The following is a 23,686-nucleotide window of genomic DNA, read 5'->3' as shown; positions in this document are numbered from 1 at the left end:
GACCAGGATCGATACAGGACCGACCTACCTTCGGCGCGTTCCCCACCACCCCCCGGAGGCAGGCATGACCGAGACCCTGTCGAACGCCGAAGAAAGCGCTCCGCCGAAACGCCGGTACGCCCCGCTCGCGGCCAACGAGAACCGCGAGGACTATTCACTGCGCTTCGCCGCTCATTCGTTCCGGAAATGGTCACCGTTCGTGGTCGCGACGACGGCGCTGGGCGGCATCGCCTACCTCGCCGACTTCGCGATCGGCGCCAGCATCGTCCTCTCCTACGGCTTCACGTCCGGGGTGCTCGCGATCCTGGCCGCGGCCGTCGTCATCTTCACGACCGGCGTGCCGATCGCGGCCGCCTGCGCGAAGTCCGGAGTGGACATGGACCTGCTGACCCGCGGAGCGGGCTTCGGCTACTTCGGGTCGACGCTCACTTCGCTCGTCTACGCGAGCTTCACCGTCATCTTCTTCTCCCTCGAAGGCTCGATCATGGGCCAGGCCTTCGAGCTGGCGCTCGGCATCCCGCTGCCGATCGGCTACCTCCTGGCGACGTTGATCGTGCTGCCGTTCGCGCTCTACGGCATGGGCGCGGTCGCGAAGATGCAGACCTGGACGCAGCCGCTGTGGATCGCCGGCCTGGCGCTGCCGTTCGTCGTCGTGCTGGTCCGCGAACCCGGGAAGTTCGCCGAGTTCACCCACTTCGGGGGCACCGAGGGCGCCGGCGCCGGGTTCTCCGCGATCGGGTTCGGCTTCGGCATGGGCGTCGCGCTGTCGCTGATCGGGCAGATCGGCGAACAGGCCGACTACCTGCGGTTCATGCCCGAGAAGACGGCGGAGAACAAACGCTCGTGGTGGGCCGCGGTGCTCGCCGCCGGGCCCGGCTGGGTCATCCTCGGGGCCGCGAAGCAGATCGGCGGCGCGCTGCTGGCGTTCCTCGCGCTCGGCGTGGTCGGCCAGACGCACGCGCTCGAGCCGATCGCGCCGTACCTCGAAGCGGTCAAGCCGGCGCTCGGCCCGGTCGCGTTGACGTTCGCCGCGCTGTTCGTCGTCGTCTCGCAGATCAAGATCAACACGACGAACGCGTACTCGGGGTCGCTGTCGTTCGCGAACTTCTTCTCCCGCGTGCTGCACAAGCACCCCGGCCGCGTCTGGTACGTGCTGGTGAACTGCGGGATCGCGCTCGCGCTGATGGAGTTCGGCGCGTTCGGCTTCCTCAACAAGATCCTGGGCTTCTACTCGAACGTCGCGATCGCGTGGATCGGCGCGGTCTGCGCCGACCTCGTGATCGCGAAGCCGCTGGGGCTGTCTCCGCGGCACATCGAGTTCAAGCGGGCCTACCTGCACAAGATCAACCCGGTCGGGTTCGGCTCGATGCTCGTCGCCTCAGCGGTGTCGATCGTGGCGTACTTCGGCGCCTTCGGGCAGTTCCTGGCCGCGTTCAGCCCGCTGCTGGCCCTGCTGATCGCGATCGTGCTGGTGCCGACGCTCGCCGTCGTCACGCGCGGGAAGTACTACCTGGCCCGGCCGAACGACGTCGCCGGGCCCGACGCCGACCTGCGGGCGACCTACACCTGCTCGGTCTGCGGTGATCCGTACGAGCTGCCGGACATCGCCGACTGCGCGAAGCAGAGCGGCCCGATCTGCTCGTTGTGCTGCACGCTCGACAACACCTGCCACGACCTGTGCCAGACGGCCGGCCCGGTGGCGCTCGGCCTGCCGACGGTCCGCCCGGCGTAAAGTGCCGTGAAGGCCCTGTTCCCGGCGTCCGCTGCCGGGAACAGGGCCTTCACTTCGGCCGGGGTCCCCCCTGCTCCCCCTCCCGGCTCGACTCGTTCACGTCCGGGACAGCACCGGGGTTGCCCGGCAGTTCCAAGATTTTTTCCGGCCGCATGATGGCCGCCAGCATCATCGCGCGGAACTCCGCGCCGACCTCTTCCACCGGCAGCGGCGGCTCGTGCGCCTGCCATTCGCGCAGCAGCCCGGTGCCCGCGCCGACCAGCGCGATCGCCGTCAGCCGGTAGTCGCGTCGGGGCGCGACGCCGTGGTCCGCGGCGCGGCTCGCCTCCGCCGCGATGAAGTTCGCCCAGCGGTCGACCCACACCTGGTGCTGCGCCTCCAGTTCCGCGCTGACGCCGACCGCTTCGACGTAGTTGAGGCGCGGCATCCGCGGATCCGAGGTGACCGTGGCGATGAAGACGTCCAGCAGCGTCGAGATGCGGGTGAGCGCGTCGGCGTCGGCGACCTTTTCGACCTCCGCCGTCACGTGGGCGAGCGCGAGGCTGTTGATCCGGTCGTGGAGGGTGCGGAGCACGTCTTCCTTGCTGGTGAACTCCTCGTAGAAGTTCCGCGTCGACACCCCCGCCCGCGCGCACAGCTCGGTGATCTTGGTGTGCCGGAAACCGGTGGAGGTGAACAGCTCCAGGCCGGCCACGAGCAATCGCTCGCGCCGGTCGGCACGGCGCTTCTCGGCCGTGACCCCGCCGTAGGTGCGAGCCACCGGCTCTCTCCTCCTTTCGAGGGATTGTCAGATCCTACCGGGGTGGCTAACTTGTGAAAATCTCGATTACCACCAGCCGGAGGCAAGGGTGCTTCGTCGGTTACTGGTCGCCGTCACGCTCCTTTTCGTGGCGGCCGCCCCCGCGGCGAACGCGTCGAGCGCACCCGGGACCCTGCTGGACCAGCGCCCGGCGACAGTCTTCGTCGGCCCGTTCCCGGCGCCGGTCAGGGCGTGGCACCTCCTCTACCGTTCGACGTCGGCGACCGGCGCGCCGAACGCCGTCTCCGGAACTCTGCTGGTGCCGGCGGCACCCTGGTTGCGCGGTGGCCCGCGTCCGCTGGTCACGTACGCGGTGGGCACGCACGGGCTCGGCGACCGGTGCGCGCCGTCGAACCTCCTGGCGCACGGTATCGAGAACGAAAGCGCTTTGCTGGCGCAGGCACTGTCCCAGGGCTGGGCGGTGGTTGTCACGGACTACGAAGGACTGGGCACACCGGGCACGCACACGTACGCGGTCGGGCAGTCCGAGGGCCGAGCGGTCCTCGACGCGGCCCGCGCGGCGGCCTTGGTTCCGGGCGCCGGCCTGTCGGCCGCCGGGCCGGTCGGCGTGTTCGGGTATTCGCAGGGCGGCCAGGCCGCGGCGTGGGCGGCGGAGCTGCAGGCTTCGTACGCGCCTTCGTTGCGGGTGGTCGGGGTCGCGGCGGGCGGGGTGCCGGCGGACCTGAACGCGGTGTTCCGCTCGAACGACGGCGGCGCGGCGTTCGGCCTGGTCCTCGGCGCGGCAACGGGTTTCGCCGCGGCGTACCCGGAGCTGCCGTTCGAGTCGATCCTGAACGACCGCGGCCGCGCGGCGGTGTCGAAGGTGTCCCAGGCGTGCACGGTAGAACTGGGCGCGGCGGCGCCGTTCGCGCACCTGCGGGACTTCGTGACGGTGCCCGACCCGATCCACGACCCGCGCTGGCAGGCCCGGCTGAACGCGAACCTGCTGGGCACGGTGGCGCCGGCGGCCCCGGTGTTCCTGTACCACGGGACGGCGGACGAGCTGATCCCGTTCAGCGTCGGCACGGCCCTGCGCGACCGCTGGAGGTCTTCGGGCGCTTCGGTGACGTGGCAGGAGTTTCCGCTGCTGGAGCACATCGCGGGGGTGTCGATCGGCGGCCCGGTGGCGATGAGCTGGCTGGGCACCAAGTTCTGACGCTCGCCGGGGACGGCGCAGGGGGTCTTCCCCGGCGAGCGATCGGGTCCCAGCGGCTCGACGGTGGCGAAGTCGCGGTTCTGCCGCCGGTGCCACCGCATCCCGAACGCCATGAATGAGTCACTCATGGCACCGCAGCGGCGGACGCCCGAAACTGTCGGCGCCCTCCGGTAGCGTGGAAATCGGGGGCTGCTCAGAACGGCGCCAAGGCCGTAACCGCGTCCGGAGCCAGCGAAGTCGTCAGGATTCCGCCGGCGGCGAGCGGCGTCCGGGACCACCACTCACCGGATTCCGCCGGCAGCTCCGGCCCCCCGACGACCAGATCCGTCGCCAGCACCCGACGCCCAGCCAGCACCGCCAGACTGGAGTCCAAAGTAGAATCCCCCACCGTCAAAGTCTGACGCAGCACCGGCACCGAGCCCCGCGTCACGTTCTGCCTGGTGGTCAACAAACCCGGACGCTCCCCCGCCCGCCCCAGCACCAGCACCTCACGCGTGTGCAAATACGCGTCGGCAGCCAGCGAAGCCCGGAACACCGCTGTGTGCCGAGCACGAGCCGTGACCACCGTCGGCTCAGGCAGATACTCCAGCGAGCCACCGTCCTCCACCAAAACCTCCACTGTGGACAGCGAACCCTCACCCCGAAGCCCGGGCAGGGCCAGGGTCGCCGCCACGCCCGAAAGGCGCAACGACGCACCCGGGCCGACGTGAACGGTCAGCAGCAGGTCGTCGCCACCCAAGGGCGCCGTCGCCGAGTTGACCAGGTGGACCACCGCCGTCCGGCCGCCGCCGCGGCGGGGGAACAGCGTCAACGGCGCCATCGAACGCAGCTCGCGCAACACCGTGCGCGAGCCGTCGAAGCACGCCGTCAGCCGGGCGTGGGCCTTCACCCCGCGCGGACCGGCAGCAACGAGCGGACCCAGTCGGCCACCGCCGGCGCGTCCGGGGTGTCCACAAGGGACTGCGTGATGACCGGCAGCGGACCGCGCATCCGGTGCGCGTCCGACGTCATCACGTCCATGTCCGCGCCGACCAGGTGCGCGATGTCGATCTTGTTGATCACCAGCAGGTCCGCCGTCGTGACCCCCGGGCCGCCCTTGCGCGGCACCTTGTCGCCGCCCGCGACGTCCACCACGAACACCTGGCTGTCGGCCAGGCCGCGGCTGAACACCGCGGTGAGGTTGTCGCCGCCGCTTTCGATGATCACCAGGTCCAGGTCCGGGAACTTCTCCTCCAGCCGCTCGACGGCGTCGAGGTTCGCGGTGATGTCGTCGCGGATCGCCGTGTGCGGGCACGCGCCCGTCTGCACCGCCTCGATCCGCTCCGGGTCGAGAACACCCGCGCGGCGCAGGAAGTCCGCGTCTTCGGTGGTGTAGATGTCGTTGGTGACCACGGCGAGGTTGACCTCGTCACCCAGCGCGCGGCACAGCGCCGCCGTCAGCGCCGTCTTGCCGGAGCCGACCGGGCCGCCGATGCCGATCCGGTAGGCGCGCCCGGCCGTCGGCGCGGCGTCGTAGTGGTCCGGTTCGGCGGCCGTCGGGTCGAAGTTGACCTCGTGGAAGTGACCGTGGCCGTGGCCTTCAGCTGGCAAAGAGACGCACCTCTTCCTGGTGGTGCCGGGCGTGTGCCTCGGCGAACAGATCCAACGCGGGCGACCCCGGCGACGGCAGCGCCGCCGGATCGTCCCCGGCGACCGCGGCCGCGGCCTCACAAACCGAACGCAGGTCGAGCCGCGCGACCACGGCGTTGACGGCGAACGGGTCCAGCCCCAGCAGCCGCACCGCCGCACTGGCCGGCCCGCTCACCGCCAGGTAGGCGACGGCCATCGCGGCGTCGTACGGCGAACCGCCCGCACCACCGACCAGCGCACCCAGCACGATCGGGTGGTGCGGCCGCGGAGTTTCCTCCAGCAGAGCGGAAAGCACCGGTGACGGCCAAGCGATCCGCCCGGCCCGCGCGGTTCCCCGGCCCTGCGCCCGCGACGCCTCGCGCTGCGCCGGCGACGGCGTCCGCGCGTCCAGTTCCGCGTCCAGGCGGTTCCAGTGTCCACTAGCGACAGACCGAGCTGCCGTATGCGCTGAAGCGGCAGCAAAAACCGCCGCCAGCGAACCTGCCGTCCGCAACCGTCCGGAAAGGAATCCCGGGAGGTCGCTCACCGAAGTCACCAGCCGACGGGCGACGACTTCCTCCAGCCCGCCACTGTGGACGTGGCCGCCGCCGGGGAAGCGGGAGTCCGCGAGAATGAGCGCCGAGAGGTCCATCAGAACAAGAAGTACCGTTGGGCCATCGGCAGTTCCGTCACCGGCTGCGGCTCGATCAGCTCACCGTCGACGTGCACGGCGAAGCTGTCCGGCTCGACCCGGACGTCCGGGGTGGCGTCGTTGAGCACCATGTCCGCCTTGGTCCGGGCCCGCATGTTCGACACGGCGACGAGCGGACGCGTGATGCCGAACGTCTCCCGCAGTCCACTGTCCAAAGCGGACGGCGCGACGAAGTGCAGGCTCAGCGCCGCGCCGATCGAAGCGCCGAACATCGGGCGCGCCATGACCGGCTGCGGGGTCGGGATGGACGCGTTCGCGTCTCCCATCGCCGCCCACGCCGGAAAACCGCCCTTCAGCACGACGTGCGGCCGGACGCCGAAGAACTTCGGCTCCCACAGGACGAGATCCGCGAGCTTGCCGACCTCGACCGAGCCGATCTCGGTCTCCATGCCGTGCGCGATGGCCGGGTTGATGGTGTATTTGGCGACATACCGACGCGCACGCAGGTTGTCCGCGGCGCCGTCGCCGGGCAGCGCGCCGCGACGGCGTTTCATCACGTGCGCCGTCTGCCAGGTCCGGATGATCACCTCGCCGATCCGGCCCATCGCCTGCGAGTCCGAGCTCATCATCGAGATCGCACCCATGTCGTGCAGGACGTCCTCGGCGGCGATGGTCGACGGCCGGATCCGGCTTTCGGCGAACGCGAGGTCCTCGGGCACCGACGGGTTGAGGTGGTGGCAGACCACCAGCATGTCGAGGTGCTCGTCGAGGGTGTTGGCCGTGTGCGGCCGGGTCGGGTTGGTCGACGACGGCAGCACGTTCGGCAGGGACACGACCTGGATGATGTCCGGCGCGTGCCCGCCGCCGGCGCCTTCGGTGTGGTACGCGTTGATCGACCGTCCGCCGATCGCGTCCACAGTGGATTCCAGGAACCCGGCCTCGTTCAACGTGTCCGTGTGGATGGCCACCTGGACCCCGGCTTCGTCGGCCACCGTGAGACACGCGTCGATCGCGGCGGGCGTCGTCCCCCAGTCCTCGTGCAGCTTGAACCCACCCGCGCCGGCGGCCAGCTGCTCCCGCAGAGCCTCGTGCCGGACGGTGTTCCCCTTGCCCAGCAACAGGACGTTGACCGGGTAACCGTCCATCGCGGACAGCATCCGGCCGAGGTTCCACGCGCCGGGCGTGACGGTCGTGGCCTTCGTGCCCTCGTTGGGCCCGGTGCCACCACCGACCAAAGTGGTCAGTCCGGCCGCCAGAGCCGTGTCGACGAGCTGTGGGCAGATGAAGTGGACGTGGCAGTCGATGCCGCCCGCGGTGAGGATCTTCCCGTTGCCGGACAGCACTTCCGTCGACGGGCCGATGACCAGCGCGGGGTCGACGCCGTCCATGGTGTCCGGGTTGCCCGCCTTGCCGATGCCGACGATCCGGCCGTCGCGCACACCGACGTCGGCCTTGACGACACCCCAGTGGTCGAGGATCACGGCGCCGGTGATGATCAGGTCGGGCGCGCCCTCGGCGCGGGTCGCCGTGCCCTGGCCCATGGACTCGCGGATGACCTTGCCGCCGCCGAAGAGCACCTCGTCGCCCGAGCCGCCGGGGCCCATCGAGCGGTCCTCGGTGACCTCGATCAGCAGGTCGGTGTCGGCGAGCCGGATCCGGTCACCGGTGGTCGGCCCGAAAAGCTCGGCATAACGCTCGCGGTCGATCTGCGGCATTTCAGAACTCTCCCGAAAATTCGGACCGCAGGCCCGGAACCCGGCGCGCGCCGGCGAGCGGCACCAGGTCGACCTCACGCTCGACGCCGGGTTCGAACCGCACCGACGTGCCGGCCGGGACGTCGAGCCGGTGCCCGCGGGCGGCGTCGCGGTCGAATTCGAGGCCCGGGTTCACCGCGGCGAAGTGGTAGTGCGAGCCGACCTGGACCGGCCGGTCGCCGAGGTTGCGCACGAGCAGCCGGACGCGCGCGCGGCCCGCGTTCAACTCGACCGGCTCGTCGCCGGGGATGATCTCGCCAGGGTGCATCGCGGACCTCTCAGACGATCGGGGCGTGCACGGTGACGAGCTTCGTGCCGTCCGGGAAAGTGGCCTCGACCTGCACGGAGTCGACCATCTCGGGCACGCCGTCGAGCACCTGTGCCCGCGAGAGCACGGTCCGACCGCTCGCGACCAGCTCGCTGACCGTGCGCCCGTCGCGGGCCCCTTCGAGGACGTGGTCGGTGATCAGCGCGACGGCCTCCGGGTAGTTGAGCCGGACGCCCCGGTCCAACCGCCGCCGCGCGACGTCCGCCGCCACGTGGATGAGCAGCTTGTCGCGCTCCTGCGGACTGAGGTGCATCGCTCAGGTCTATCACCCGGACCACGGTCCCGCCTGGTTCGGAAACATACCTTTAACCTGGCTTTCGTCACAGTCCGTGGCGAAAATTCTCCGGTCGGACAGCCTCGGTGACTGAATCGTTCTCGTAATCGTGACCGAAACCACCGCTTCTTTCGATTGCCCCCCGGCGATCGAGGGAGCAAGGTCTATCCATCCGTGCGATGGCGCGCGCGTTCCGTGCGCATTTCCGTCCGCGCGAGCACCACCACCAAGACGGGGAAAAAGCGCACCGAAAGGTTCCGCGAAACAGTGACTACCTCCACGATCAGCAAGCCTCAGCCGTCCGGCCAACCCGACGACGGCTTCCGACCGGGTCTGGAGGGCGTTGTCGCCTTCCACACCGAGATCGCCGAACCCGACCGGGACGGCGGTGCGCTGCGCTACCGCGGCGTCGACATCGAGGACCTCGCCGGAAAGGTGACCTTCGGCGACGTGTGGGGCCTGCTCGTCGACGGCCGGTTCGGCCACGGCCTCCCGCCCGCCGAGCCGTTCCCGCTGCCGGTGCACACCGGTGACGTCCCGTGTCGACGTCCAGGCCGCGCTGGCCATGCTCGCCCCGATCTGGGGTTACCGCGCACTGCTCGACATCACCGACGAAGAGGCGCGCGAGCAGCTGGCCCGCGCTTCGGTCATGGCGCTGTCCTACGTCGCGCAGTCCGCGCGCGGCATCGGCCAGCCCGCCGTCCCGCAGACCCGCGTCGACGAGGCCCACTCGATCACCGAGCGCTTCCTGATCCGCTGGCGCGGCGAGCCGGACCCCGCGCACGTCCGGGCGCTGGACGCCTACTGGGTGTCGGCCGCCGAACACGGCCTCAACGCGTCGACCTTCACCGCCCGGGTCATCGCGTCCACCGGCGCCGACGTCGCGGCGGCCATGTCCGGCGCGATCGGCGCGATGTCCGGCCCGCTGCACGGCGGCGCGCCGGCGCGCGTGCTGCCGATGATCGAAGAAGTCGAACGCACCGGTGACCCGGCGGGCCTGGTCAAGGGCATCCTCGACCGCAAGGAACGCCTGATGGGCTTCGGCCACCGCGTCTACCGCGCGGAGGACCCGCGGGCGCGCGTGCTGCGGCGCACGTGCCAGGAGCTCGGCGCGACCCGCTTCGAGGCGGCCGCGGCGCTGGAGCAGGCGGCGTTGAAGGAGCTGCGCGAGCGGCGTCCGGATCACCCGATCGAGACGAACGTCGAGTTCTGGGCGGCCGTCATCCTGGACTTCGCCCAGGTCCCGCCGCACATGATGCCCGCGATGTTCAGCTCGGCCCGCACCGCCGGCTGGGCCGCGCACATCCTGGAGCAGAAGCGCACCGGACGCCTGGTGCGGCCGTCGGCCAAGTACGTCGGCCCGGCGCCGCGCACCCCGGAAGAGGTCGAGGGCTGGGAGCTCGTCACCAAGCACTGACCCCAATGCTGCACTTTCACGTGAAAGTGATCCGGAGTTACCACCTCCACGTCACTTTCACGTGAAAGTGCCGCTCTTGTCGTGGGTGGCGGTGACGCTGAGCATGGCCGTGAGCTGGTCGACCAGCCACGTGTCCAGCAGCTCGCGCGGGACCGTGCGTTCTTGGAGCCAGCTGAGCAGGGCGCCTTCGACGACCGCGGTCCAGCAGCGCAGGGTGAGCAGCAGCAACGGCGAGGGGTGCTCGACGGCCAGGGCGTCCAGGATCAGGGCCACCGCGCGGTTGCGGACCTCGTCGACCGCCGCGTCCGTTTCGGACGTCGCGATCACCGAACCGCTGCGCAGCAACGCGATGTAGCCCGCGCGGTAGTGGTCGGCGACGTCGACCAGGCCACGCACGGCCGCCCGCAGCCGCACCTCCGGCGGGCCCTCCTCGAGCCCGGCCAGGCCGTCGATCAGCCCGTCGGTGACCGTGCGCAGCGCCTCCACCTGCAGCTCGCGAAGGCTGGAGAAGTACCGGTAGAACAACGGCCGCGACACCTCGGCGCGCGCGACGATGTCGTCCACCGTCACCAGCTCCGGCGCCCGCGAGCCGAACAGGTCGAGCGCGGCGCGGATCAGGTCGTCCCGACGGGCCTGCGGGGACATCCGCCGCGGTCGGACGGTCAAGGTGTCAGATCCAGCTTGGCCGCCTGGCGCAGCAGCCCGGGTGTCAGTCGCGATAGGACCAGGGCGGCCTTGGCCTCCGGTGTGGATGGTGCGATCGCGGTGTCCTTTTCGACCGCCCGCAGGATGTCCTTCGCGACGCCTTCGGGGCCGAACCCGCGCCGGGCGTAGAGCTTCGAGCTCTCCTTCTGCCGCCGCCGCTGTTCCTCTTCGGACACTCCGACGAAAGTGGTCGTGTTGGTGATGTTCGTCTTCACGATGCCCGGGCACACCGCCGTGACGCCGATGTGGTGCTCGGCCAGCTCGGCCCGCAGGCAGACGCTCAGCGTCAGCACCGCGGACTTCGTGGTCGCGTACGCGGTGAGGATTTTCGACGGCAGGTAGGCGGCGGCCGAGGCGAGGTTGACGATCTGGCCGCCCTCGGCGCGTTCGGCGAGCATCGGCGCGAACGCGCGGCAGCCGTGGATCACGCCCCACAGGTTGACGTCGATGACACGTTCCCAGTCTTCGACGGACGTGTCGAGGAACGGGCCGGACATCCCGATGCCGGAGTTGTTGACCACGATGTCCGGCACACCGTGGTTCTCGCGGACATCACGAGCGAAGCGGTGCACGGCCTCGCCGTCGCTGGAGTCCACTGTGTACTCCGCGACCCCGTGGCCTTCCAGGAGCTTCAGCGTTTCCGCGGCCGCCGTCGGGTTGATGTCGGTGATGACGACGTCGGCGCCCTCGGCGGCGAAGGCGAGCGCGGTGGCGCGGCCGATGCCGCTCCCGGCGCCCGTGACGACGACCAGCTTGTGCTCGAACCGGCCGGCGCCCACCCGGGCTCGGCGAAGCGCGCGGCTCTCGGCGCCGGTCTCGACGTACTCGATCAGCTCGGCGGCGGCGCCCGCGATCACCGCCGGCCGCGCCCGGGTCACCCAGTGCGTCCCGACGACCGGGCGAACACGCAGGTCGGGCACCCAGCGCGCGATCTCGGTCTGGAGCGGTGTGGTGACGTAGGCGTCGCCGGTCGGCGCGAGGACCTGCACCGGGACGTCGGCGGCGCGCGGCGCCGGGCGCGAGAGCCGCGTGAACATGTTCGCGCGGTAGAGCTCGAGGCCGTGGATGCCGTCCTGGACGCTCGGCTTCGCCGCGTCGGGCTCCATGCGCTGGATCTGCGCGCCCAGCAGGCCGGTGCGCCAGAGCAGCTGCGGGACGAGCGGGATCTGGAACGCGAGGATGTACCAGGAGTGCAGGAACTGGCTGAGCGCGTTCTTGAGCCGCTTCGGCGTCGGGCGGGTGACCTGGGCGCGGAACCACGCGCCGGCGTGGTCGAGGCTCGGCCCGGAGATGGACGTGTAGGACGCGATCCGCCCGCGCAGGCCGTCGCCGGTGACCGCGTGCCAGGTCTGGATGGAGCCCCAGTCGTGGGCGACGAGGTGGACCTTGCCGTGCGGCTGGACCTCGTCGACGACGGCCCGGAGGTCGTCGGCCAGCTGGTCCAGCCGGTAGGACGCGCGTCCCGACGGCTTGTCCGACTGTCCGGCCCCGCGGACGTCGTAGGTGACGACGCGGTGGTTCGGCGTCAGCTCGGCGGCCACCCCACCCCACATCGAGCTGTTGTCGGGATAGCCGTGCACGAGCACGACCGTGGGCCCGTCTTCGCGGCCTTCGACCTGGACCGAGAGGCGGACACCGTCGCTGGCGGTCACCCACTTGTGAGACATTCTGTCATGTTAGACAACTTGTCAACAGCGTGGTTCACCCACGCGGCGGCTGGCGGACCGCCGCCGTTCATGCAGAAGGCCCGTTTTTGCTTGTATGACAGCGTTTTTGTGGTTCCACGGGAAACCAAGCCGGGCCCGGCTGACACCGCTGTCCACCGATCGGTGGACAGCCGGATTCAGCTGGCCGTTGCTCCTCTCCGCGGCTCCGGGCGACGAAGCTTGAGCCATGACCACAGCAGTGAGCGTGCGCGGCCTGCGCAAGCAGTACCCCGGTCACCTCGCGGTGGCCGGGCTGGACCTGGACATCGCCCAGGGTGAGGTCTTCTCCCTGCTCGGCCCGAACGGCGCCGGGAAGACCACGACCGTCGAGATCCTCGAAGGCCACCGGCAGCGGACGGCCGGCGAGGTCACCGTCCTGGGTGAGGACCCCGGGAAGGCCGGGCGCGCGTGGCGCTCGCGCATCGGCATCGTCCTGCAGACGGCCAACGACGCCGCCGAGCTGAGCGTCGCCGAGACCGTCCGGCACTTCGCGAAGTACTACCCGGACCCGCGCGACCCCGACGAGGTGATCGAGAAGGTCGGGCTCACCGAGAAGGCGAAGGCCCGGGTCAAGTCGCTCTCCGGCGGGCAGCGGCGCCGCGTCGACGTCGCCCTCGGCATCATCGGCCGCCCCGAGCTGCTGTTCCTCGACGAGCCGACCACCGGATTCGACCCCGAGGCGCGGCGGCACTTCTGGACGCTGATCAGCGAGCTCGCCGCCGAAGGCACGACGATCCTGCTGACCACCCACTACCTCGACGAGGCCGAGGCGCTCGCCGACCGCGTCGCGGTGATCGCGCGCGGAGAGATCGTCGCGCAGGACACGCCGCAGAAACTTGGTGGCCGCGCCGCCGCCGAGGCCACCGTGCGGTGGACCGACGACCGCGGCGACCACGTCGAGCGCACGTCGTACCCGACCAAGCTCGTCAACGAGCTCTCTGCTGGGGGTAGAGAGCTCGCCGGGCTGACCGTGACGCGGCCGAGCCTGGAAGACGTCTACCTGGACCTGATCGGAGACAAGGCATGACCACGCTCGCCCTCCCCGGCCCCTTGACACTGGGCCTCGCCCGCGGCGGCACCGAGCTGCGGCAGTTCTTCCGCCACAAGGAGCAGGTGGTCTTCACCTTCTCCCTGCCCGCGGTCCTGATGATCCTGCTCGGGTCCATCCTGGACGGTCCGACCGCGCTGGCCGGCGTCACGTCCGGGCAGCTGCTGGCGGCCGGGATGATCGGCTCGGGCATCGTGTCGACGTCGTTCAACAGCATCGCCACCGGCGTCTCGGCCGACCGGGAAGCCGGCGCGCTCAAACGCCTTCGCGGCACGCCGATGCCCTCGGCGTCCTACTTCGTCGGCAAGATGGTGCTGGTCGCGGTGTCCAGCCTGGCGCAGACCGTGCTGATGTCCGCGGTCGCCGTGCTGCTGTTCGGGCTGAAGCTGCCCACCGAGCCGGCGAAGTGGCTGACGCTGTTCTGGATCTTCCTGCTGGGGATCGTTTCGTGCACACTGCTCGGGATCGCGCTCAGCTCGGTCGGGAAGTCCTCCACCGGCACGGTCGCCGTGGTGCAGATGGTGTACCTGGTGCTGCAGTTCATCTCCGGCGTGTTCGTCAGCCCGATCACGAACCTGCCGAAGATTATGGTGGACATCGCGTCGTTCTTCCCGCTGAAGTGGATCTGCCAGGGCTTCCGGTCGGTGTTCCTGCCGGACGGCGCGGTCGGAATGGAGATGGCTGGGTCATGGGAACTCCCACGGGTGGCGTTGGTGCTGGGGATCTGGTGCGTGGTGGGCGCAGTGCTGGCGCGGCTGAGCTTCCGGTGGACCGACGCGAAGTGAGTGACGCCTGGGACCGGTTCAACTGGCTCTGGGAAATCCTCTTCGCGGTCGCCTACGCCGCCACGACGGCGTTGGTGATCCTCGACGAAGCCGATCCGGTGCGGACGGTGTTCGCGGTCGGGGCGCTCACCGCACTGGCCCTCACCTACCTCGTGTGGGGCCGCCGGGTCGTGCGGGACGACGGGCACCTGGTGCAGCGGTGGACGCTGGCCGTGCTCGTCGTCGTCCTGGTCGCGGTCGCCCTGCTGGCCAACACGACCGCCAGCTTCATCCTGTTCATGGTGTGCCCGCTGCTGTTCACGACGCTCGCCTTCCGCCCGGCGGCGGTGCTCACCACGGTCGTGATCCTGCTGTCGCCGGCGTCGGCGATCGTGAACGACGGGATGCGCGGCCCGGTGCTGCACATCCTGCTGCCGATGACCGCGATCCTCATCGTGTTCGGGGTGCTGTCCGGCAAGTTCATCCTGCACGTCATCGAGGAGAGCCGGGCGCGGGCGGAGCTGATCGACGAGCTCGAGGCGAGCCGGGCGGAGGTCGCCCGGCTCTCGCGGGAGGCGGGCACGGCGGCCGAGCGCGAACGGCTGGCCCGCGAGATCCACGACACCCTGGCCCAGGGTTTCACCAGCATCGTCACCCTCGCGCAGGCCATCGAGTCCGAAGTGGACACCGACCCGGCGGCGGCGCGGCGGCACGCGGAGCTGGCCACCCGCACCGCGCGGGACAACCTCACCGAGGCCCGCGCGATGGTCGCCGCGCTGGCGCCGGCCGACCTCACGTCGGGGTCGCTGGTCGACGCCGTCCGCCGCCAGGCCGACCGGCTCGCCGACGAGACGGACCTCGCGGTGCGGTACGAAGTGGACGAAGGCCTGCCCACGCTCGCCATGGCGAGCGAAGTCGTGCTGCTGCGCGGCGCGCAGGAGGCGCTGAACAACGTCCGGCGGCACGCGTCGGCGGCCGAAGCGGCGGTCCGGTTGTCTCTTGTGGACGGTGCGGTGCGGCTGTCCGTCCGCGACGACGGTGTCGGCTTCGACCCGGACCGCACCGCCGGGTTCGGGCTGCGCGGCATGCGGTCCCGCGCCGAACAGGTCGGTGGCACACTGAGCGTCCGGAGTGGCCCCAGCGGCACCGAACTCACCTTGGAGGTGCCCGCTTGATCCGCATCATGCTCGTCGACGACCACCCCGTCGTCCGCGAAGGGCTGCGCGGCATGCTCGAAGCCGAGCCCGACCTCACGGTGGTCGGTGAAGCGGGTTCGGGGGACGAAGCCGTCGCGCTCGACCGCGTCGCCCGGCCCGACGTGGTGCTGATGGACCTGCGGATGCCCGGCCTGGACGGCGTCGGCGCGACCAAGCGGATCCTGCGCGAGCAGCCCGGCCGCCGGATCGTCGTGCTCACGACGTACGAGACGGACGCCGACATCCTGCGCGCGGTCGAGGCGGGCGCGTCGGGCTACCTGCTCAAAGACGCGTCCCGCACGGAGCTGGCGAACGCGATCCGCGCGGCCGCCCGCGGCGAGACGGTACTGGCGCCGTCGGTGGCCGGGAAGCTGGTCGACCGGGTCCGCAACCCGGAGCCGCAGACGTTGTCGGCCCGCGAAGCCGAGGTGCTGCGGCTGGTCGCGAAGGGCGGCACCAACGCGGACATCGGCCGGGCGCTGCACATCAGCGAGGCCACGGTGAAGACTCACCTGCTGCGGGTGTTCGGCAAGCTCGGCGTGTCGGACCGGACGGCCGCGGTGACCACCGCCATGGCCCGCAACCTCCTCGGCTGACCCCGGCGCTCGTCGTCCCGGTGGCTGCCGGGTCCGGCGCCGCGCGGCAGAATGCCCTCATGCTTGAGTCGACCGAACACGTCCTGCTCCGCCGGATCGCCCATGAGCAGGCGGCCTGTCGCGCGCCGTCGCTCGTCGCCGCCGTGGTGCGGGACGGGGAGATCGTCTGGTCCGGGGCCCGCGGGCGCGTCGGGGACTCCCGGCCCGGCACCGACACGCAGTACCGGCTGGGTTCGATCACCAAGACGCTGGTCGCCACCGCCGTCATGCGGCTGCGCGACGAAGGCCTGATCGACCTCAACGACCCCCTCGAAAAGCATGTTCCCGGCACCCCCTTCGGCGCCGCGACCGTCGCCCAGCTGCTGTCCCACACCTCCGGCCTGACCTCGGAGTCGCCCGGGCTCTGGTGGGAGCGGACGCCGGGCGCCGACTGGGACGCGCTCGCCGGCAGCCTCGCCGACGGCGCCACCAAGCACCGGCCGGGCGCGCGGTTCCACTACTCGAACGTCGGGTACGGCGTGCTCGGCGAGCTCGTCGCGCGCCACCGCGGCAAGGGCTGGCTCTCCGTGCTGGACGAGGAGATCCTCGGCCCGCTCGGGATGACCCGCACCACCCCGCACCCGGTCGGCGCGCACGCCGACGGCTTCGCCGTGCACCCCTTCGCCGACGTCCTGCTGCCGGAGCCGCACCCGGACGCCGGCGCGATGGCCCCGGCCGGGCAGCTGTGGTCGACCGCCACCGACCTCGGGCGCTGGACGGCGTTCCTCGGCGGCCACGGCGGCGGGGTGCTCGCGCCGGAGACCATCGAGGAGATGCGGACGATGGTCACCGTCGACGACACCGACGTCTGGACGACCGGGTTCGGCCTCGGCCTGATGCTCGTGCGCTACCAGGGCCGGCGGCTGGCCGGGCACACCGGCTCGATGCCCGGGTTCCTCGCCGCGTCGATCATCGACCCGGTCGCGCAGACCGGGGCGCTGGTGCTCACCAACTCGACGTCCGGGGTCGGCATCACCCAGCTCTGCCTCGACCTGATCACCACGACCGACACCCTCGAGCCGCGCGTGCCCGCCGAGTGGGAGCCGTCCGCCGTCGACCCCGCGCTGCTCGCGCTGACCGGGCTCTGGCACTGGGGCCCGACGCCGTACCACCTGCGGATCCAGGGGGACGGCCTGCTCCTGCTGGCCCCGGCCGAGGGCCCCGGGCGCAGCTCCCGCTTCCAGCCGACGGGCGAAGACACCTACCTCGGTCTCGACGGCTACTACGCCGGCGAGACGCTCGTAGTCGGGCGAAGCACCGAAGGCGTCGCGACGCACCTCGACCTCGCCACGTTCGTCTTCACACGCACGCCGTACGACCCGGCCGCGCCGGTGCCGGGCGGCGTCGAGAACTGGCGCTGAGCCCGAGCCGGGCCCCGCTCACACCCCCAGAGTGAGGTGAGCGGGGCCCTCAGGTCAGTGCCGGGACGCCGGCAGCCTGGGCGACGGCGGCCCCGAGGCGGTTGCCGATCCGTTTCCCCTCGCCCCAGTCGAACACGCCGAACTTCATGGACGTCTCCACGGTGAGGGCCGAGCCGCTCGGGGCGTGCGAGACCGTCACGCCGACGTGCTGACCCCAGCTGAAGAAGGTCATCCTGGTCATGAAGAACACGGTCCCCCGCTGCGCGTCGTAGAACGGGGCCTGCCCGCGGACGGCCCCGACCCCCGCCGGGAGCGCGTTCCACAGCACCTCGGGCGGCGCCGCGAAGGTCAGCTGCACAGTCGTCACGACCGAGAACCTAGCGCCCGCCGGGCCCGCCGGTAACCGTGTTTTTACGGTCACGGCGGGTTCCGTCCGGACCGGTCCCACTGCGCGGAACAGCCGCCGTTCCACATACCGGGCAGTTCTGCACCGCTTCGACCTGCCGCGTCCCGACCTGAGAGACTGGCGGCATGACCGACGCTGAGTTGACCATCCCCGCAGACCTCAAGCCGGCCGACGGCCGCTTCGGCTGCGGACCGTCGAAGGTCCGCGCCGAGCAGCTGAGCGCCCTGGCGGAGTCCGGCTCCACCTACCTCGGCACGTCGCACCGGCAGAAGCCGGTCAAGTCCCTCGTCGGGCGCGTCCGGGCCGGGCTGTCCGAGCTGTTCTCCCTCCCCGAGGGCTACGAGGTGATCCTCGGCAACGGCGGCACCACGGCGTTCTGGGACGCGGCCGCGTTCGGCCTGGTCCGCGAGCGCTCGCAGCACTTCACCTACGGCGAGTTCTCCTCGAAGTTCGCCTCCGTCACCAAGGGCGCGCCGTTCCTGGCCGACCCGATCGTCGTCAAGGCCGACGCGGGCAGCGCTCCGGACATCGCCTACGAAGCCGGCGCGGACCTGGTCGGCTGGGCGCACAACGAGACGTCGACCGGGGTCGCCGTCCCGGTCCGCCGTCCCGAAGGCTCCGAGGGCGCGCTCGTCGCGATCGACGCCACCTCCGGCGCCGGCGGCCTGCCGGTCAAGGCCGAGGACTTCGACGTCTACTACTTCGCGCCGCAGAAGTCGTTCGCCGCGGACGGCGGCCTGTGGATCGCGCTGGCCTCGCCGGCCGCGGTCGAGCGCATCGGCGAGATCGGCGGCGGCGACCGCTGGATCCCGGAGTTCCTGTCGCTGACCACCGCGCTGGACAACTCCCGCAAGGACCAGACCTACAACACCCCGGCCGTCGCGACGCTCTTCCTGCTCGCCGAGCAGATCGAGTGGATGAACGGCCAGGGCGGCCTCGAGTGGACGACCTCGCGCACGAAGGACTCGTCGTCGCGGCTGTACGAGTGGGCCGAGAAGACGAGCTACACCACGCCGTTCGTGAAGGACCCGGAGCTGCGCTCGCAGGTCGTCGGCACGGTGGACTTCAGCGACGACGTCGACGCCGCCGCGGTGGCGAAGGTGCTGCGCGCCAACGGGATCGTCGACACCGAGCCGTACCGCAAGCTGGGCCGCAACCAGCTGCGCGTCGGCCTGTTCCCGGCCATCGACCCGGACGACATCTCGAAGCTCACGCAGAGCATCGAGTACGTCGTCGAGCGGCTCAGCTGACCTGAGGCTCCTTCGAGGGGACCTTCGCCGCTTCGGTGGCGGAGGTCCCCTTTTCCGTGCTCAGGCGACGGGCGCCGAACGCGGCCAGGACCAGCAGCGCCAGGCCGAACAGCTCGTAGGACTCCGTCGCCAGCCACCAGCCGGCCGACGGCGCCGGGCGCGGCGCGAACCACATCGGGCCCCAGATGAACAGCGCGAGCCCGGCGACGACGACCGCGGCCGCCGTCCACCGGATCGCCCGGCCGAAGCGCCACGCGTACCACCCGGCGAGGACGAGGATCGGCACGCACCACGTCCAGTGGTGGGTCCACGAGATCGGCGAGACCAGCAACCCGCCGAGCGCGCAGGCGGTGAGCCCGAGCACCGGCTCGGCACGCGCGACGACCACCGCGACCAGGGCCATCACCACCAGCGCGGCCAGCACCCAGGCGAACTCCGGCCAGCCGGCGCGCACGGTCAGACCGTGTAGCGACTGGTTGCCGACGTAGTCGACACCGCCGATGCGGCCCGCGTCGAAAACGAGCTTCGTCCAGTAGGTGAAGGACGCCGACGGCCGGACCAGCCACAGCAGCGCGCCCGCGGCCAGGAACCCGACGACGACCCGCGCGGCCGACTTGAAGTCACGGCGGAACAGGAAGTACACGACAAAAACGGCGGGCGTCAGCTTGATCGCCGCGGCGACGCCGATGAGCAGGCCCTTCGTCCGCCGCCGCTCGCCGGGCAGCAGGACGTCGAGCACCACCAGGACCATGAGCAGCGCGTTGATCTGGCCGAAGCCGAGCGTCGAGCGGACCGGCTCGAGCAGGGCCCCGGCGAGCTGCGCGCCGATGGCGACCAGCGCGGCCACCGCGCGGCCGCGGACCTTCGACGCGTCGGTCAGCGAGCCGTTGAGCGTCGCGACGTAGAGATAGGCGACCACGCCGGTCGCGAGGATCGACGCGATGCTGACCAGCTTCATCGTCACCGCGAACGGCAGCAGCGTGCCGGGCAGGAACACCGCGGCGGCGAACGGCGTGTAGGTGAACGGCAGCAGGATCTGGTGCGTGGTCGGCACCCAGGCGTCGTACGGCGAGCCCTGCTCGGCCAGCGCCTTCGCGCCGCCCAGGTAGACCTCCAGGTCGAGGCCGTCGAACCGCTTCAGCAGCAGCACGAGCACAACGGCCACGACCTCGAGGACGACCAGCGCTCCCGCAAGCCTCCGCCCCGACAGCACCACACGTCCCCCTCAGGTCTTAGACCGGCCGAGATTACCCGGCGTGCCCCACCCCCCTCGGCAGACCTGCACTTTCACGTGAAAGTGCCGCTCAGGCGAGGGCCTGGGTGGGGGCGAGCCGCGCCGCGCGGACCGCCGGGTAGGCCCCGGCGACCGCCCCGACCAGCGCCGCGACGCCGACACCGCCGGCCAGCGCGCCCCACGGCAGCACCGCCGGCCAGCCCTGGCTCAGCGCGTACCCCGCCGTCACCAGCACCCCGGCCAGCACCCCGGCGAGCCCGCCTAGCCCCGACAGCAGCACCGACTCGGCCAGGAACTGCCCGCGGACCTGCCGTTTCGTGGCCCCGAGCGCGCGGCGCAGGCCGATCTCACGACGTCGCTCGAGCACCGAAATCACCATCGTGTTCGCCACCCCGACCCCGCCGACGAGCAGCGCGACCCCGCCGAGGCCGAGGAACAGCGCGCTGTAGGTCGTGTCCGTCAGCTTCTGCGCGGCGAGCGCGTCCGACGGGCGGCGCACCTCGACCTCGTTCGGCGCCTGCGGGCTCAGCGTCGCGGCCAGCACCGACCGCACACCGTCCACTTGGGACTCTTCGGCGCGGACGTACACAGTGGACGGGTGGCCGTCGAAGCCGAGCAGCCGCTTCGCGACGTCCCAGCCGACCAGCGCCGACCGCTCGACCTCCGGCGCGAGCGGCATCGGCGCGAGGATCCCGACGACGGTGAACCACTGCGTCCCGATCAGCACCTGCGGCGGCCGTGCCGGGTCGACGCGGTCGATGCCGAGCCGGGCCGCGGCCTGCGAACCGAGCACCGTCACCGGGTAGTCCTGGTTTCCTGCCGCCAGGAACGACCCGACCCGGACCTTCCCGCCGAGCACCCCCAGCAGGTCCGGCCGCGCGGCGAACACCGCGAGCCCGGAGGTGTCGTCCACCGCGATCTTGTCGCTGCGGCGGACGTTCGCGGACGTGTTCCCGGTGCCGCTGGCCGCCTGCACCGGGCCGATGCGCTGGGCCATCGGGATGGCGTCGTCGGGCAGGGTCGCGTCCTTGCCGAACAGCGTCTGGCCCGGCCCGGCGGTGAGCAGGTTGGTGCCGAGCGCGGCCAGCCGGTCGTGCAGGGCCTGCGCGCCGGACGCCGGGATCGCCAGCACCGCGACCATCGCCGCGACGCCGATCGCGATGCCCAGCGCGGAAAGCACCGCGCGCACCGGCCGCGTGCGCATGCCGTGGGCGCCGAGCGCGACGACGTCCGGCGGCTTGAGCCGGGCGGGCTCCGGCAGCGTCACCATCGTCATCGCGCACCCACCAGGCCGGTGTCGAGCCGCAGGTGCCCGTCGAGCAGCTCGATCCGCCGCGGCATGCCCGCGGCGATCTCGCGGTCGTGGGTGATCACGACGATCGTGGTGCCGTCGGCGGACAGCGCCCCGAGCAGCCCGAGCACGGACGCGCCGGTGCCGGTGTCGAGGTTGCCGGTCGGCTCGTCGGCCAGCAGGATCGCCGGGTTGTTGACGACCGCCCGCGCGATCGCGACGCGCTGGCGTTCCCCGCCGGACAGCTCGCCCGGCCGGTGCCACGCCCGGTGCCCGAGCCCGACGCGGTCGAGCGCGGCCAGCGCCCGCCCGCGCCGCCGTCGCCGCGGCACCCCCGCGTAGAGCAGGCCGGTGCAGACGTTGTCCACCGCGCTCATCCCCTCGTCGAGGAAGAACTGCTGGAACACGAACCCGATCCAGCGCGAGCGCAGCGCGGAGACCTTGCGGTCCGACAGCGCGGCGACGTCGTGGCCGTGCAGCTCCACCCGGCCCGACGACGGCCGGTCGAGCGTCCCCATCAGGTGCAGCAGGGTCGACTTCCCCGACCCGGACGGCCCGACGATCGCGACCATCTCGCCGTCCTCCAGCGAAAGCGAGACACCGTCGAGCGCGGCGACCCCGCCGGGGTAGGTGCGCGTGACCTCGTGGACGCGCAGCACGGGTGTCACGACGTCGTCACCACCCGCATGCCTTCGGTCAGCCCGGCGCCGGTGACCTCGACCTTCCCGCCGCTGAACAGTCCCGTTCGGACACCGATCAGCCGGCGCTGCCCGTTTTCGTCGACCTCGACGGCGTAACCGCCTTCGGCGAGCGCGAGCAGCGCGCCGACCGGGACCGCGAGCACCCCGGCGTGGACGCTCTTGGTGAACCGGACGGTCGCCGGGGCCGAGTCGAGCGAGCCGGCGACGGCCGGGTCGTCGAGCCGGACGGTCACGGTGATCTTGGGCTTGCCGTCGTCCTGGCCCGCCGCGTCCTTGCCCTCCACGGCGGTCCGTCCGACGTCGGTGATCGTGCCCTGCGTCGTCTTCCCGTTGATCGTCACCGACGCCTTCGCGCCCTGCTGCGCGAGGTCCTGCTTCGCCGCGTCGAGCTTCACCTGCACCGAGCGGACGGTGCCGGTCGTCTTGAGGACGTCACCCTGGGCCGGCGCGCCGAGCTTGGCCGACAGCGCGGACACCCGGACCTCGCCCGCCGCGAGCACGACGTCAACCTGGCCGAAGGCGCCGCTCTGCTCCAGCCCGAGCGACTTCTGCCACTTCTTCAGCGCCGACGCCGTCGCCGACGTGAACTTCTTGTCCGGCGTGCCGAAGCCGCCGAACCCGCACGCCTTGAGGTTCTCCTCCAGCTGCTTGACGTCGGCGCCGTCGGCCGCGCCCGCTGCGAGGTCGCGGTAGAACGGCAGGGTGCCGTAGAACAGCGGCACCGGATTGGCGTCCACGCCGTAGACCGGCTGGCAGCGGGTGAGGGTGGCGCCGGCGGCGGGCAGCGACGTGATCGTGCCGGGCTTGCGGCCCTGGACGCCGTCCTCGTCGCCGTAGCCGAGCGTGCCGTCGGCTTCCTCCTCCTCGCTCAGGTCGGTCTTGGCCACCTCCGCCGTCTCGACGGACGGCGGCGCGGCTTCCTTGACGGGCGTCGCGCTCGAAACCCGCGTCAGGATCACGACGGAGCTGGTGCCCAGCACCACCACGATCACCGCGGCGGCGACGAACCACCGCGTCCGGCCACGACGGCGGGGCTTGAGGTGGGTCACTTCGCTCATTGGTCCGCCCCGCGGGCACTGATGCTCGCGCCCAGCCCGCAGGCCTTCGCGGCGGCTTCGAACTTCTTCGGGTCGTCGCCCGGCCCGCCGAGCCGCGTCGCGCCCTTGCCGCTCGGGTCGGGGTCGGGCATGTCGATGCCGTGCTCGCGCATGCACTTGGCGTCCTTGCGCATCTTGTCGAGCTCCTCGGCGCTCGGCGGCTTCATCTCGCCGCCGTTGGGCATGAGGTGCTTGCACGCCTTCTGCGCGGCCTCGATCTTCCCCATGTCGACGCCGTCGCCGCCGAGGGTGACCGCCATCCCGCCGCCCTCACCGGCCGGCTTCGGGTCGGGCATGTCGACGCCGTGCTCCCGCATGCACTTGGCGAAGTCGCGCATCTTGTCCTCGTCGCTCTTGCCGCTGTTGTCCGCGGCCGTGGGCCCGCCCGGCTTCGGCGGCGTCGAGATCGACGCGACCTTCGACCCGTCGTCGCCCTTCGCGCCGCAGCCCCCGAGCAGCAGAGCCGCCCCGAGCGCCGCGACGACGATCCGTGTCCGCATGGCTCGCTCCTTTCTCCTTCGGTGGGGTGCCAGGTCTACGGATCGGGGGATTCGGGCGCGCTAAGCGACGTC

The 23,686-nt window shown here is 71.4% G+C and carries 23 protein-coding genes and 1 pseudogene; 9 read left to right on the top strand and 15 right to left on the bottom strand.

All coding sequences use genetic code 11. The features are described 5' to 3' along the window. The first annotated feature begins 64 nt into the window (after positions 1-64). On the top strand, positions 65-1,732 hold the full coding sequence (locus ACZ61C_RS02450) for a purine-cytosine permease family protein (protein WP_465301978.1): 1,668 nt from the start codon (positions 65-67) through the stop codon (positions 1,730-1,732). A 49-nt stretch (positions 1,733-1,781) separates the two neighbouring features. On the opposite strand, the gene ACZ61C_RS02445 is transcribed toward ACZ61C_RS02450, so the two are convergent. After that, on the bottom strand, positions 1,782-2,492 hold the full coding sequence (locus tag ACZ61C_RS02445; RefSeq protein ID WP_465301976.1) for a TetR/AcrR family transcriptional regulator: 711 nt from the start codon (positions 2,490-2,492) through the stop codon (positions 1,782-1,784). Between the two features lie 88 nt (positions 2,493-2,580). On the opposite strand from ACZ61C_RS02445, the gene ACZ61C_RS02440 reads away from it, so the two are divergent. After that, a complete protein-coding gene (locus tag ACZ61C_RS02440) occupies positions 2,581-3,687 on the top strand; it encodes a lipase family protein (RefSeq protein ID WP_465301974.1) in 1,107 nt (368 codons plus the stop codon). 193 nt (positions 3,688-3,880) lie between these two features. Here ACZ61C_RS02440 and ACZ61C_RS02435 read toward each other — a convergent pair whose 3' ends face one another. Genes ACZ61C_RS02435 through ACZ61C_RS02410 form a run of 6 tightly spaced genes read right to left on the bottom strand, consistent with a single transcriptional unit; the run spans position 3,881 to position 8,282 of the window. Next, positions 3,881-4,576, bottom strand: coding sequence for an urease accessory protein UreD (locus ACZ61C_RS02435; RefSeq protein ID WP_465301972.1), 696 nt, complete (start codon positions 4,574-4,576; stop codon positions 3,881-3,883). Beyond that, positions 4,573-5,277: an urease accessory protein UreG gene (ureG, locus tag ACZ61C_RS02430; RefSeq protein WP_465301970.1), complete on the bottom strand. Its 705-nt coding sequence runs from the start codon at positions 5,275-5,277 to the stop codon at positions 4,573-4,575. The genes ACZ61C_RS02435 and ureG overlap by 4 nt, the downstream gene beginning before the upstream one ends. Next, positions 5,267-5,947 carry an urease accessory protein UreF gene (locus ACZ61C_RS02425; protein WP_465301968.1) on the bottom strand — a complete coding sequence of 227 codons (681 nt, stop codon included), beginning with the start codon at positions 5,945-5,947 and terminating at the stop codon, positions 5,267-5,269. The genes ureG and ACZ61C_RS02425 overlap by 11 nt, the downstream gene beginning before the upstream one ends. After that, the gene (locus ACZ61C_RS02420) at positions 5,947-7,662 is read right to left on the bottom strand and encodes an urease subunit alpha (protein WP_465301966.1); all 1,716 of its coding nucleotides are present in this window, start codon (positions 7,660-7,662) and stop codon (positions 5,947-5,949) included. The genes ACZ61C_RS02425 and ACZ61C_RS02420 overlap by 1 nt, the downstream gene beginning before the upstream one ends. 1 nt (position 7,663) lies before the next feature. Beyond that, positions 7,664-7,969: an urease subunit beta gene (locus ACZ61C_RS02415; protein ID WP_465301964.1), complete on the bottom strand. Its 306-nt coding sequence runs from the start codon at positions 7,967-7,969 to the stop codon at positions 7,664-7,666. A 10-nt stretch (positions 7,970-7,979) separates the two neighbouring features. Then, complete coding sequence (locus tag ACZ61C_RS02410; RefSeq protein ID WP_465301962.1) at positions 7,980-8,282, bottom strand: urease subunit gamma; 303 nt, start codon at positions 8,280-8,282, stop codon at positions 7,980-7,982. 288 nt (positions 8,283-8,570) lie between these two features. On the opposite strand from ACZ61C_RS02410, the pseudogene ACZ61C_RS02405 reads away from it, so the two are divergent. After that, positions 8,571-9,720: pseudogene (locus ACZ61C_RS02405) on the top strand (citrate synthase 2). 57 nt (positions 9,721-9,777) lie between these two features. On the opposite strand, the gene ACZ61C_RS02400 reads toward ACZ61C_RS02405, so the two are convergent. Both ACZ61C_RS02400 and ACZ61C_RS02395 read right to left on the bottom strand, forming a co-directional pair. Beyond that, entirely contained in the window at positions 9,778-10,365 is a 588-nt protein-coding gene (locus ACZ61C_RS02400; protein WP_465302751.1) for a TetR/AcrR family transcriptional regulator, read from the bottom strand. Between the two features lie 17 nt (positions 10,366-10,382). Continuing rightward, on the bottom strand, positions 10,383-12,077 hold the full coding sequence (locus tag ACZ61C_RS02395) for an SDR family oxidoreductase (RefSeq protein ID WP_465302749.1): 1,695 nt from the start codon (positions 12,075-12,077) through the stop codon (positions 10,383-10,385). Between the two features lie 241 nt (positions 12,078-12,318). On the opposite strand from ACZ61C_RS02395, the gene ACZ61C_RS02390 reads away from it, so the two are divergent. Genes ACZ61C_RS02390 through ACZ61C_RS02370 form a run of 5 tightly spaced genes read left to right on the top strand, consistent with a single transcriptional unit; the run spans position 12,319 to position 17,135 of the window. Next, a complete protein-coding gene (locus ACZ61C_RS02390; protein WP_465301960.1) occupies positions 12,319-13,158 on the top strand; it encodes an ABC transporter ATP-binding protein in 840 nt (279 codons plus the stop codon). Further along, the gene (locus ACZ61C_RS02385) at positions 13,155-13,964 is read left to right on the top strand and encodes an ABC transporter permease (RefSeq protein ID WP_465301958.1); all 810 of its coding nucleotides are present in this window, start codon (positions 13,155-13,157) and stop codon (positions 13,962-13,964) included. The genes ACZ61C_RS02390 and ACZ61C_RS02385 overlap by 4 nt, the downstream gene beginning before the upstream one ends. After that, positions 13,961-15,118 carry a sensor histidine kinase gene (locus ACZ61C_RS02380; RefSeq protein WP_465301956.1) on the top strand — a complete coding sequence of 386 codons (1,158 nt, stop codon included), beginning with the start codon at positions 13,961-13,963 and terminating at the stop codon, positions 15,116-15,118. The genes ACZ61C_RS02385 and ACZ61C_RS02380 overlap by 4 nt, the downstream gene beginning before the upstream one ends. Then, positions 15,115-15,735 (top strand): response regulator transcription factor, encoded by a 621-nt coding sequence (locus ACZ61C_RS02375; RefSeq protein WP_465301954.1) that lies wholly within the window; start codon positions 15,115-15,117, stop codon positions 15,733-15,735. The genes ACZ61C_RS02380 and ACZ61C_RS02375 overlap by 4 nt, the downstream gene beginning before the upstream one ends. A gap of 59 nt (positions 15,736-15,794) precedes the next feature. Further along, positions 15,795-17,135, top strand: a complete 1,341-nt coding sequence (locus ACZ61C_RS02370) for a serine hydrolase domain-containing protein (protein WP_465301952.1) — start codon at positions 15,795-15,797, stop codon at positions 17,133-17,135. A 49-nt stretch (positions 17,136-17,184) separates the two neighbouring features. Here ACZ61C_RS02370 and ACZ61C_RS02365 read toward each other — a convergent pair whose 3' ends face one another. Continuing rightward, complete coding sequence (locus ACZ61C_RS02365) at positions 17,185-17,502, bottom strand: hypothetical protein (protein WP_465301950.1); 318 nt, start codon at positions 17,500-17,502, stop codon at positions 17,185-17,187. Positions 17,503-17,666: 164 nt separating this feature from the next. Here ACZ61C_RS02365 and serC point away from each other — a divergent pair, with 164 nt between their 5' ends. Further along, positions 17,667-18,791 (top strand): phosphoserine transaminase, encoded by a 1,125-nt coding sequence (gene serC / locus ACZ61C_RS02360; protein WP_465301948.1) that lies wholly within the window; start codon positions 17,667-17,669, stop codon positions 18,789-18,791. On the opposite strand, the gene ACZ61C_RS02355 is transcribed toward serC, so the two are convergent. From ACZ61C_RS02355 to ACZ61C_RS02335, 5 genes are all read right to left on the bottom strand, one after another. After that, positions 18,784-20,007: a glycosyltransferase 87 family protein gene (locus tag ACZ61C_RS02355; RefSeq protein ID WP_465301946.1), complete on the bottom strand. Its 1,224-nt coding sequence runs from the start codon at positions 20,005-20,007 to the stop codon at positions 18,784-18,786. The two genes, serC and ACZ61C_RS02355, sit on opposite strands and share 8 nt — an antisense overlap. A gap of 88 nt (positions 20,008-20,095) precedes the next feature. Then, a complete protein-coding gene (locus ACZ61C_RS02350; RefSeq protein ID WP_465301944.1) occupies positions 20,096-21,301 on the bottom strand; it encodes an ABC transporter permease in 1,206 nt (401 codons plus the stop codon). After that, a complete protein-coding gene (locus tag ACZ61C_RS02345) occupies positions 21,298-21,984 on the bottom strand; it encodes an ABC transporter ATP-binding protein (RefSeq protein WP_465301942.1) in 687 nt (228 codons plus the stop codon). Before ACZ61C_RS02345 ends, ACZ61C_RS02350 begins: the two co-directional genes overlap by 4 nt. Further along, on the bottom strand, positions 21,981-23,075 hold the full coding sequence (locus tag ACZ61C_RS02340; protein WP_465301940.1) for a peptidoglycan-binding protein: 1,095 nt from the start codon (positions 23,073-23,075) through the stop codon (positions 21,981-21,983). Before ACZ61C_RS02340 ends, ACZ61C_RS02345 begins: the two co-directional genes overlap by 4 nt. Continuing rightward, complete coding sequence (locus tag ACZ61C_RS02335) at positions 23,072-23,614, bottom strand: hypothetical protein (RefSeq protein WP_465301938.1); 543 nt, start codon at positions 23,612-23,614, stop codon at positions 23,072-23,074. Before ACZ61C_RS02335 ends, ACZ61C_RS02340 begins: the two co-directional genes overlap by 4 nt. Between the last annotated feature and the right edge of the window lie 72 nt (positions 23,615-23,686).

The sequence above is a fragment of the Amycolatopsis sp. NPDC104587 genome (genome assembly GCF_055583645.1).
Note: the sequence above shows the minus strand (reverse complement) of the source record. Positions and strands in the feature narration are given on the sequence as shown.